The following is a 10,778-nucleotide window of genomic DNA, read 5'->3' on the forward strand; positions in this document are numbered from 1 at the left end:
GAGCCCCCCCAACCGTTCAGCTCATACTGGACGTTGCCTTCCGCCTGTTTATGGAAAAAGGGTATGAGCGCACTTCCATACAGGACATCATCGACCGGTTGGGGGGGCTCAGCAAGGGGGCCATCTATCATCACTTTAAGTCAAAGGACGATATCCTTATGGCTGTCACGGACAGGATGACGGCGCAGTCCAATCAGATGCTGGCCGATATCCGCGACTGCGGAAATCTAAGCGGCAGAGAGAAGCTGAAGCGGATCTTCAAGGAGTCCATCAGCCGCCCTGTGCAGAACGATATCTTTACGGTAGCCCCCAATTTCCATGACAACCCTAAGCTCCTGTTCAGCCTGCTGCACGACACCATCGATGAAGTGGCGCCGAACTATATCCTGCCGATCATCAGGCAGGGGATTGCGGACGGTACCATCAAGACGGAGTACCCGGAGCAGCTGGCGGAGCTGATTCTGCTGGCGGCGAATGTGTGGATGAATCCCATGATATTCGACAGCTCCGTGGAGGAGTCCTGCCGGAAGTTCATGGTATTTGGCCAGATGCTGCGGGGCTTCGGCCTGGATATCGTGGATGACGAGATGCTGAAGAGGCTGCGGGAGCTGACGGCCATCTACCAGGAGGCCAGGAGCTGACAGGATATAATGGCGTTGATCTGCCCTGAAAGACGGGCAGATATCTTTTAGGCCTCATACATACCGTCGGACGGTATTTAAAATCAGATTATAATCTGTTAGCAGGAGCAAAGCGGGTTTCCGGGAGCAACGGCGGGATAGCCGCCTGTAAAAAACAAAAACGGAGGTTTCAAAATGAATCAAAAACTGTTTTCAAAGGATTTCACATTGGTAGTCATCGGCCAGATTATCTCCCTGTTCGGCAATGCCACCATCCGGTTCGCACTGCCCCTGTACCTGTTGAACCTGACGGGGTCATCGGCCCTGTACGGAACTGTCACGGCCTGCGCCTTTGTCCCGGCCATTTTGCTGTCTCCCATAGGCGGCATTGTGGCGGACAGGGTGAATAAAAGGAATATCATGGTGGCGCTGGACTTTTTTACGGCGGCAGTGATTCTGGGGTTCACCCTGCTGATGGGCGGAGGCAATCTCGTCCTCCTGCTGACAGTGACGCTGATGCTCCTGTACGGGATCGCGGGCGCATATCAGCCCTCGGTGCAGGCCAGCATCCCCGCGCTGGTGGGACAGGAGCGCTTTATGGAGGCGAATTCCGTGATCAATGCGGTCAGCTCCCTGGCCTCCCTGGTCGGCCCTGTGCTTGGGGGCATGCTGTACAGCGCCTATGGCCTGGAGCCTGTGCTCTGGGTCTGCATGGTATGCTTTGTGCTGTCGGCGGTGATGGAGATCTTCATCCGGATACCCTTTCAGAGACAGGGCTCGGAGGGCGGTATCCTACGGACAGTGAGGGCGGATTTCGCCAGGAGTGTGCACTTTATCCGGAAGGAGAAGCCTGTGATCGGGAAGGCCCTGCTGGCGGTCTGCGGCATCAATCTGTTCCTGTCCGCGATGATCGTGGTGGCGCTGCCCTACCTGGTGACGGAGGTGCTTGATCTGGAGACGGCGCAGGCCAACCGGCTCTACGGCTTCGCCCAGGGCGCGCTGGCAGCGGGAGGGCTTGCCGGGGGGATCGGCGCGGGCCTGTTTGCGAAGAAGCTGGCAGTCCGCAGAGTCGGCAATCTCATCATTGCCTGCGCTGTCAGCGTGTTTCCCATGGGCGCAGCGCTGCTGTTGTCCTCCTCCGCGATGGCGACATATATGGTCCTGACCCTGTGCTGCTTCGCCGTCATGGTGTTCTCCACCATGTTCTCCGTGCAGATGATGTCCTTTATCCAGAAGGAGACGCCCCAGAATCTGATCGGAAAGGTGATTGCCGTCATCCTCACCGTCTCCATGTGCGCCCAGCCTCTGGGCAATGCGATGTACGGCATTCTGTTTGAGGTCTGTGAAGGGACAGAATACATACCTGTCTTCCTTTCCGGCGCGGTGTCCCTGGCCATTGCCCTTGGGGCGGGGAAGGTGTTCAGGAGGCTGTGAGCCTGCCGGGCGGGAATAGAAAGAAATTCCCCATACTGCTTATGTATGGGGAATTTCCTATTGCGCTTTCCTACAGCGGCTTCCCGGTCAGCATCTCATAGGCCTGCAGGTACTTGTGGATGGTCTTGTCCACTACGTCCTGGGGCAGCACCCAGTTGTTGTCCGGGTTGGCTTTCAGCCAGTCCCTGGCGAACTGCTTGTCGAAGGAGGGCTGGCCGTGGCCGGGCTCATATTCGTCCGCAGGCCAGAACCGGGAGCTGTCCGGGGTCAGCATCTCGTCCCCCAGGACGATATTGCCGTCCTCGTCCAGGCCGAACTCGAACTTGGTGTCGGCGATGATGATGCCGCGAGCCAGGGCGTACTCGGCGCATTTCTTGTACAGCGCGACAGTGTAGTCACGGAGCTTCTCCGCGTACTCCTGCCCCTTGCCGGGGAAGCGCTTCTCCAGGTAGTCCACGCTCTGCTCAAAGGAGATGTTCTCGTCATGGTCGCCGATCTCCGCCTTGGTGGAGGGGGTGTAGATGGGCTCCGGCAGCTTGTCGGATTCCTTTAAGCCCTCCGGCAGGGTGATGCCGCAGACAGTGCCGTCCTTCTGGTAGCTGGCCCAGCCGCTTCCGGTGATGTAGCCCCGGACGATGCACTCCACGGGTATCATCTCCAGCTTCCGGCAGAGCATGCTGTTGCCGTCGAACCTGTCCTGGCGGAAGAATTCCGGCATATCCTTTACGTCCACGGAAATCATGTGGTTGGGCAGGATGTCCTTTGTCATGTCGAACCAGAACCGGGACATCTGGGTCAGCACGGTGCCTTTCCTGTCCACTTTGTTGTCCAGGATCACATCGAAGCAGCTGATCCGATCCGTGGCCACCATGATCAGGCTGTCGCCGTTGTCGTAGATTTCCCGTACCTTGCCTTCTTTGATGGGTTTGCATTCTTGAATGCTCATGTTCTTGTCTCCTTTGCCTGTTAATGAACGATTGCTGTGAAAGTCCTCAAACTTTCCGTCACGCCGCCTGCGGCGGCACGCTTGGAAGCCCTTTGCACACTTGACCCGCGGGCCTGCTGTATCAGCTTTATGCACTTAAGTTTAGCACAGATGCCCGGAAAGCACAATAACGCGGCAGGAGAATCCGGAAAAAGAATTCACTGGGCAGTTGAGGGGGGAACTGCGGTCAGGTGCCTCGAACCGGCGCCCGGGCGCTGGCCCCGGAGCTTACGGGAAAGTCTGCGCACACACAGGTTCCTTCCCGGCTGCTGGAGATCTGCAGGCCGTAGGGGGCTCCGTAGATGAGCCTTATCCGCATATGGATGTTGGGAAGGCCGATGCCTGCGTGCTTTTCCGGCTGCGTATCGCAGACCATGGAAGCCTCTTCGATCTCCCGGCGCAGATTTTCCAGCTTTCCCGGTGGGATGCCGATTCCGTCGTCCCTGCACTCGAAATGGAGGATGGAGCCGGGCAGCAGGGATGCCGTCAGGGTCAGGGTGCCATGCAGGGGCTGGCGGGGCTCCAGGCCGTGGGATACGGCATTCTCCACCAAAGGCTGCAGGAGGAAGCGGGGCATCTGGCAGTCGCCCGTCCCATCCTCCATGTGGAGACGGAACCGGAAGCAGCCCGGGAAACGCAGGGCTATGATTTGCAGATATTTCTCGATGCAGTGGAATTCGCTTTCCACTGATGTCATGCTGTCCCCGTTGACATTGTAGCGCATCATGTAGGAGAGGGCGGTGACGGCGGTGCAGATTTCAGCGTTCTTTTTCTGATAGGCCATGCCCTGGATGGCGCTTAAGGTGTTGTAGAGGAAATGGGGGTTGATCTGGGTCTGCAGGGCCAGAAGCCGTGCCTGGTTCTTGGCCAGCTCCGTCTCGTACATATGGGCCTGATTCTGGAGTACGGTGTGGCTCAGGTCGTTGATTTCGGTCAGCATCCGGTTGATGTTGACAGTGAGCGTGGCGATTTCGGCGCTTCCCTTTGTCTCCAGGGAGTGGTGCAGGATATAGTAGGAGTCTTTCCCGAGAAAGTCCACGATTTTCGTCAGAGGAGAGGTGACGTTGGCGCTGATTTGGCGGGCCAGCAGGAGGAAGGCCAGGAAAGGGATGAGGATGAGCAGGGCCGCCAGGCGGGAGATCAGCCCCAGCTCCGAATAAAGCTCCCCGTAGGGCACGGCACAGACCAGCCGCCAGTTTGCGGGTGAGGCAGTGCGATGGGAAAGGAGCAGGCAGTCTTTCGGATCGGGGGCGTCCAGCGTCCGGTAGGCGGCTGTAAGCTCCTGATTGCAGGCCAGAATCTGGTCTTCCCCATCCAGAATGGCGAACAGGGACTCCTGGGAGGTGGCAGAATTGCTGCAGAGGGTGCTCAGAGGGCTGCAGTAGCAGATGATGACGCAGGTGCCGATTTCCTTTCTAACAGAGGAGACGGTGCTGTCGTCATAAATGGTCTGGATATAGGCATAATACACCGTATCCTCATCGGACAGGCGGAGCGCCCCCGTGAAGCCGTCGGGATAAGCGCCGGGGGAGAGGATGCGGTACTCTTGATTCAGCCTGTCCGCCAGAGAATAGTCGAAGCTGCGGAAGCTGTATATGGACTCCTGGCTGTCCAGGAGCAGGATATTGTGGATGTGGGAGTTGCTCTTGATCAGCCTGGTGATCAGCCGGTTCAGGAACTGCCGGGGGGACACTTTTTTTGCAGGATTCGTCTCCGTGAGGATGGAACGGGTGTAGGGCGTGGTGGAGATGGTCTCGGACATCAGCATGACGGAGGCGGCGATGTCCTCCGTATTCTGTACCAGATTCAGGCAGACGTTCTCAACATTGCGGGCTTTCTCCTGCTGCATGGAGCGGTAGGAGATGAAATAAAAAATGAGAGATGTGGTCAGGGAGAGGGCGATGGTCAGGGAGAACAGGATGTAGATTCTTCTGGTCAGGGAGTATTTCTGGAAGAGGTGCATGCTTTCAGGTTCCTTTCCGGGCCTGCCCGGGGTGCGGACAGGCCCTAGTGCCCCGATGCATGAATCCTTGAGCAATCAGCCCTGGCTGTCCACACCAGTACCGCGTTGTCTTCAGTCGACGATGCCCCGCATCGCCTCCTTCCTCCGCCTTGTCCTGGCGAGACATCAAACACTGATTACTCGGGAATCCATGCACCGGTGTACTAGGCATGTTACGGGTCAGGCGTCTGCAGGGTTACGGTGCGCGTCCCTGTATTGGGAGGGCGTCATGGAGCAGAACCGCTTAAAGGCCGTGCAGAAATAGTGGTAATCCCGGAAGCCCACTTTCTCCGCGATATCGGCAATGGGCATATAGGTATGGGAGAGCAGTCTGCAGGCATGGGTCAGACGGATATGGGCAAGATGCTTCTCGAAGGTCTGGTTGGTTGCTTTCTTGAACAACTGGCTTAAGTAGCTGTAATTGATTCCGAACTGGCGGGCCAGGTCCTGCAGAGTCAGGCGGCTGGCGTAGTTCTCCTCTATATAGGATAGGACATTGGCGAGGTAGGCGGCCGTCTCCTCATTGACGGAGGGGAGCCTTACGATGCCTGTGGGAGCAGTGCTCTGGGAATGGCAGATGACGCGCATGCGCCGGAACGCATTCTGGAAGGACGCAGGCTCCGGGGAGATAGTCCCATATATGAAAAGGGTGGATTGCTCCCATGCCTCGAGGAAGGAGACGACAGCGTCTTCCTCCGGGGCATCCCCCCAGATCAGGAATGCCTCGTCTTCCCCCAGGAAAAAGACTCTGGCCGGCAGCAGGGAATCCGCCGCTGCCAGGATTTGGCCGGGCTCCGGACCGCGAACCAGCAATAGGGCAAGCTTCCCGGAGCCGCTGGCTGTCAGGGCGGAGAGGAAGTCCCAGCAGAACGCCTCTTCCGCCAGCAGCCTGGAGACATAGGCAGGGTCATGGGAGATCCGGTTCAGAGGGATGTGGCGGGCCAGCTTCTCCAGGACAGGACGGCATTCCTCCTCGGACACAGGCTTCAGGCAGTAGTCCAGGACGCCAAACTGGATGGCCTGTCTGGCATAGGAGAAATCGGAATAGCCGGAGACCACCACGAAAAGGGTCTCCAGATTCTGGCGCTGCGCCTCCGCCAACAGCTCCAGCCCGGTCATGCCGGGCATGCGGATATCTATGAAGCAGGCGTCTATCCGCTGTTTTGTCAATATTTCCCAGGCATCGGGGGAGGAGGCGGCGGTGTGGATGTCCCTGAAGCCATATGCTTCCCAGGGCAGGGCATGGCGCAGGGCGGCCAGGGCGAATTCTTCATCATCGACTAGGAGTAGGGTGTACATAGGTGTTTCCTTTCTGCGTTCATTTTATCAGGCGATTTATTTTTCGTCAAGATGGGAGGGAATGGGAGGAACGGCAGATTCCACGGAAGAAGTAAAAATTTCAAACATCAGCATCCAAAAGTAATCTATTTTGATTAAAAGGGCATTGTGCTATACTGAATTCGTTGATATCACATCGCGATGAGCATAATGACGAAAGGATGGAGGATGTTTTGAAGAAGCTAAAATCAATGACCAGAAGATTCAAAGGAGAAGATATACCGCTTTACATCATGGCCCTGCCGGGGGTGGCGCTATTGATTCTTTTCAGCTATCTGCCCATGGGAGGGCTGGTTCTGGCATTCAAGAAATACAACGTGCAGAAGGGAATCTTCGGCTCTCCGTTCAACGGGCTCGACAATTTCAAGTTCCTCTTTGCCACATCGGATGCATTCATTATTACGAGAAATACGGTTCTTTATAATATCGTATTTATTTTCCTGAATATGGTGATTGCGGTGATATTGTCCCTGATGCTCAGTTCGCTGCGTTCAGGGAGGCTGGCGAAAGCGTTCCAGACGATTTACATGATGCCGTACTTCCTGTCCTGGGCGGTGGTGGCAATCATCGCAGCGGCTTTTCTGGAGCGCTCCAACGGATATGTGAACCATATTCTCCAGATGTTCGGCCAGGAGGGGCTGGTGGACTGGTATCAGAAAATCAGCATATGGCCGCCTCTTCTGGTATTCATCAATGCCTGGAAGGGCGTGGGCTATCAGGCCGTGATGTACCTGGCGGTGATTTCCGGGATTTCCCGCGATTACTATGAGGCCGCCATGTTGGACGGGGCCTCCCGGCTCCAGCAGGCTGTCTATATCACGATCCCCCATCTGCGGTTCATCATTGCGGTCTCCCTCATCATGGCCATGGGCGGCATCTTCCGCGGGGACTTCGGCCTGTTCTATACAGTGACGAAAGACAGCGGGACGCTGTACCCTGTTACCAATGTAATCGACACCTATATCTACCGGGGGCTGAAGAACCAGGTGAATCTGGGGATGACAACGGCTGCGGGCCTGTTCCAGTCAGTGGTGGGCTTTGTATTCGTGCTGCTGGCCAACAGGATCGTATCCAAGGTGGATCCGGACAGCGCTATGTTTTGAAGCACAGGGAAAGGGGCGCTTATGAAAAAGAAGAGACAATTGAACCGGATAAGCCGGACATGGAACCTGTTCTTTATCCTGATGCTGGGAATCGTTGCCTTATTGATTCTGCTGCCGGTGCTGCTGATCGTAATCATATCCTTCTCCAGCACGGACAGCATAAGCCAGGTGGGATACAATTTCTTCCCTTTGGAATGGTCTTTCGAGGGGTATTACTACACTTTCAAGATGGGGAGCCAGTTGGTGTATTCCTACATTGTCACCATTGCGAATTCGGTGTTCGGCACTGCGCTGGGACTGCTCATCATGGCGATGTACGCATATGTCATCTGCCAGAAGCGGTTCTGGCTGGAACGGGGCCTGACATGGTTCCTGTTCTTCACCATGCTGTTCGGAGGCGGACTGGTGCCCTCCTATATCTTGAATCATTGAGGGTACATTCCCCGATGCTTGCATCGCGCAAACTAGCACCGAGCGTAGCGAGGTTGGGGCGAATACCCCGCTCCTGCGAAGCAGGAGGCAAACACCCCTGTGGTGTTTGAGTGCTTGCACCGGGGAAGTTTATTGTGCGCTACTACCATCTGAGGGACACTTTCTGGATCCTGCTGATACCGGGACTGCTGAGCGCCTATTGGGTCATCATCCTGCGCACCTTTATCAAATCGTCCATACCGGAAGCGCTGTTCGACTCCGCCCGGATCGACGGGGCAGGCCACTTCACGATTTTCTTCCGGATTGTGTGCCCTCTGTTCAAGGCAGGGCTGGGCACCATCGGCCTGTTCAGCTTCGTGGCCAGATGGAATGACTGGTTTATGGGAATGCTGTACATAGATAATAATAAGCTGGTGCCATTGCAGACACTGTTGACGAAGCTCCAGAACAATGTGGATTACCTGAAGTCCAATTCAGCGGTGGTATCCACGCCTGAAGGGCTTGCCATGCTCAAGAGCCTGCCGGGCACGAATCTGCGGATGGCCTGCACGGTGCTGGCCGTAGTGCCTGTATTGTTCGCGTATCCCTTTTTCCAGAGATATTTCGTACAGGGGCTGACTGTGGGCAGCATCAAGGAATGATTGTATTCCGCTTTTTTCAAAGGTGGTGCAATAAATGTCGCTATGAACAAGAACAGGAGGATGAAAGATGAAAAGGAAATTAGTATCATTGATGTGCATGGTTTCCATGATGTCTGCTATGCTCAGCGGCTGCGGAGGCCGCCCGGGAGGGGAGGGGCCGAAGGAGGCTTCAAAGCCCGGCCGGGAGGAATCCCGGGAAAGCAAGGCGCAGCCTACCGAGGAGGGAACTTCGGAGGAGGCGGAAGCAGGTGCAGGAGACCTGGAATATGTGGAGCTGAAGTGGGACGCACTGTCCTACCAGCCTGACAACATCAAGGATCTGGACCTGATTCAGGCGGCTTTAGACGAGTATTTTAAAGAGAAGCTAAACTGCAGGGTAGTGCTGAACCCCATGACCATAGGAGCTTATCTGGAAAACGTTCCCACGAAGCTGATGTCGGGAGAGGAGATGGATCTCATTACGGTCAACAGCGATGTCCCTTACAACAACTATGCGAATATGGGCGCTTTTTTCCCAATCGATACCCTCTGGGACGAATATGGTTCAGATGTGAAGAGCCTGTTTGGCGAGGGAGTCTGGGAATCCTTGGAGGTGGGCGGCCATATCTATGGCGTCCCGGTACTGAAGGACAACTGCTATATCATAGGCTATATCTATAATAAGACCCTTGCGGATGAGCTTGGGCTGGACATGGAGCAGGGGTGGGCAGGCTTCGCCGGGATGGAAGAGTACCTGACAGAGGCAGTGAGGCTTCGGAACGAGAGATTTCCGGAATATGCCCACATGCCTCTGATGATGGACGGCGGCGAAATCTGTCCGTACTGGGTAGCGCTGGAGCGCTTTGGAGCCGGTGAGTTTGCCGTCTGCAACATTCCCGGAAAGGAAGTGGCGCGGGAGCTTGGGACGGACAAGGTATTCAATTACTTTGAGACGGATGCCTTCAGAGAGGCCTGCCTGGCCAAGCAGCGCCTGGTGCAGACAGGCGTCCTGGCATATGACACCGATGTGTTTGAGACCAACTTGCTGGCGGAGCCCTCCACCCTGCTGATTGTATCATGGGGGTATACCTGGATAGACGAGCATCTGTTCGGGGAAAACTATGACGCGAAGCTTGTGGTGTTCGATGATGTCTGGACAGACGGCGGCAACTACACCGGCGCGATGACTGCTATCGGCGCCAACAGCAAGAATCCTGAGCGCGCGATGATGGCGATAGAGCTGTTCAACACAGATCCCTATCTCGCCACGCTGATGCGCTTCGGCGTGGAGGGGGAGCACTGGGAGAAGGACGCGGACGGGGAGATGCGGCTGGCGAACCGCAACGCGGATGTGGCAAATGTGGGATGGCTGCAGTGGTATGGCCCGTTCTACGGCAACCTGACCATTGTGGACGCGCCGGAATCCTACGGCGGGCCGGACGGCATCATGCTCCAGAAGATGGCGGAGTACAATGACGAGGCGATTCTGGCAGCCCATATGGGATTTGTGCTGGACACAACGCCCATTGAGAACGAACTCTCCGCATGCAACAATGTGGTAAGCGAATATTACGGCAATCTGGTGGGCGGAAGGCATGGTTCCTCCGAGGCTGTGGATCGGATGATTGACGAAATGAATGCGAAGCTGAAAGAGAACGGTCTGGAAAGAATCCTCACAGAGGTCCAGGCACAGATTGACGCGTGGGCAGAGGGCAAGTAGGCGGAAGAGGATAACTGTAACGGCAGCAGGGGCTGACCGCAAATAAGCTTAAGCATGATTTCTGCCATGAATATAGGCCGGCGGATTATGGGATATCTCATAATCCGCCGGTTTACATTTGTGATCCTATATCAGACCTACCTTTGTCAATATCTCTATTGAAAAACATATCACGATATGGTAGGATAAATACAGAGCAGATTTTCATCCAAGGTTATTCTGTAATCGGTTCTATTCTTCGGACAGATCGGAAAATTCCTGCTTCAATTTCAAAATTATATGCGGGAGTTTTTTAGAGGCTCCCAGGCAACTGAACAAGGGAGGTATAGAATGGAAGAAAAAGATGTAACAACCTGCCTTTGGAAATCAGAAGCCGCTTCACCAGTGATATGGGATTTGTAGCGGATTACCTCAATGAAGGGAATTTCGAGAGACGAAAGGGACAGGATATTGTCCATATGGAAGCTTTGTGTGATATGATGGAGGCAATTACAGGGGATACTGCATTTACGGAACAGGCAAAT

At 55.4% G+C, this 10,778-nt stretch carries 9 protein-coding genes; 6 read left to right on the top strand and 3 right to left on the bottom strand.

The window, feature by feature from the left end; translation table 11 throughout:
- Nucleotides 1-641 (top strand): TetR/AcrR family transcriptional regulator (locus tag Q2B33_RS20765; protein ID WP_300823091.1); only part of this gene is annotated, 641 nt, incomplete at its 5' end.
- 174 nt (nucleotides 642-815) lie between these two features.
- The gene (locus Q2B33_RS20770) at nucleotides 816-2,054 is read left to right on the top strand and encodes an MFS transporter (RefSeq protein ID WP_300791976.1); all 1,239 of its coding nucleotides are present in this window, start codon (nucleotides 816-818) and stop codon (nucleotides 2,052-2,054) included.
- A 70-nt stretch (nucleotides 2,055-2,124) separates the two neighbouring features.
- Here the strand turns inward: Q2B33_RS20770 and Q2B33_RS20775 are convergent, their stop codons facing one another.
- The 3 genes from Q2B33_RS20775 to Q2B33_RS20785 form a co-directional block, all read right to left on the bottom strand.
- Entirely contained in the window at nucleotides 2,125-2,994 is an 870-nt protein-coding gene (locus Q2B33_RS20775) for a phosphoribosylaminoimidazolesuccinocarboxamide synthase (protein WP_300564643.1), read from the bottom strand.
- Between the two features lie 232 nt (nucleotides 2,995-3,226).
- Nucleotides 3,227-5,077, bottom strand: a complete 1,851-nt coding sequence (locus Q2B33_RS20780) for a sensor histidine kinase (RefSeq protein ID WP_300914222.1) — start codon at nucleotides 5,075-5,077, stop codon at nucleotides 3,227-3,229.
- Nucleotides 5,078-5,221: 144 nt separating this feature from the next.
- Nucleotides 5,222-6,340, bottom strand: coding sequence for a helix-turn-helix domain-containing protein (locus Q2B33_RS20785; RefSeq protein WP_300564418.1), 1,119 nt, complete (start codon nucleotides 6,338-6,340; stop codon nucleotides 5,222-5,224).
- Nucleotides 6,341-6,570: 230 nt separating this feature from the next.
- Between Q2B33_RS20785 and Q2B33_RS20790 the strand changes: the two genes are divergently transcribed.
- The 4 genes from Q2B33_RS20790 (at nucleotide 6,571) to Q2B33_RS20805 (ending at nucleotide 10,254) form a co-directional block, all read left to right on the top strand.
- Nucleotides 6,571-7,482, top strand: a complete 912-nt coding sequence (locus tag Q2B33_RS20790; protein WP_300791978.1) for an ABC transporter permease subunit — start codon at nucleotides 6,571-6,573, stop codon at nucleotides 7,480-7,482.
- A 21-nt stretch (nucleotides 7,483-7,503) separates the two neighbouring features.
- Nucleotides 7,504-7,914, top strand: coding sequence for a hypothetical protein (locus Q2B33_RS20795; RefSeq protein WP_300564414.1), 411 nt, complete (start codon nucleotides 7,504-7,506; stop codon nucleotides 7,912-7,914).
- A gap of 110 nt (nucleotides 7,915-8,024) precedes the next feature.
- On the top strand, nucleotides 8,025-8,555 hold the full coding sequence (locus tag Q2B33_RS20800; protein ID WP_300914223.1) for a carbohydrate ABC transporter permease: 531 nt from the start codon (nucleotides 8,025-8,027) through the stop codon (nucleotides 8,553-8,555).
- Nucleotides 8,556-8,622: 67 nt separating this feature from the next.
- Nucleotides 8,623-10,254, top strand: a complete 1,632-nt coding sequence (locus tag Q2B33_RS20805) for an ABC transporter substrate-binding protein (RefSeq protein ID WP_300564410.1) — start codon at nucleotides 8,623-8,625, stop codon at nucleotides 10,252-10,254.
- Nucleotides 10,255-10,778: the final 524 nt, after the last annotated feature.

Origin of the sequence: uncultured Acetatifactor sp., from assembly GCF_948601915.1 — a bacterium.
Classification (GTDB): domain Bacteria; phylum Bacillota; class Clostridia; order Lachnospirales; family Lachnospiraceae; genus Acetatifactor.

Excerpts from the sequence above, each read along its gene's own strand:
- Q2B33_RS20785 (WP_300564418.1), bottom strand. The coding sequence starts at position 6,340 with ATGTACACCCTACTCCTAGTCGATGATGAAGAATTCGCCCTGGCCGCC.
- Q2B33_RS20790 (WP_300791978.1), top strand. The coding sequence starts at position 6,571 with ATGACCAGAAGATTCAAAGGAGAAGATATACCGCTTTACATCATGGCC.
- Q2B33_RS20795 (WP_300564414.1), top strand. The coding sequence starts at position 7,504 with ATGAAAAAGAAGAGACAATTGAACCGGATAAGCCGGACATGGAACCTG.
- Q2B33_RS20770 (WP_300791976.1), top strand. The coding sequence starts at position 816 with ATGAATCAAAAACTGTTTTCAAAGGATTTCACATTGGTAGTCATCGGC.
- Q2B33_RS20805 (WP_300564410.1), top strand. The coding sequence starts at position 8,623 with ATGAAAAGGAAATTAGTATCATTGATGTGCATGGTTTCCATGATGTCT.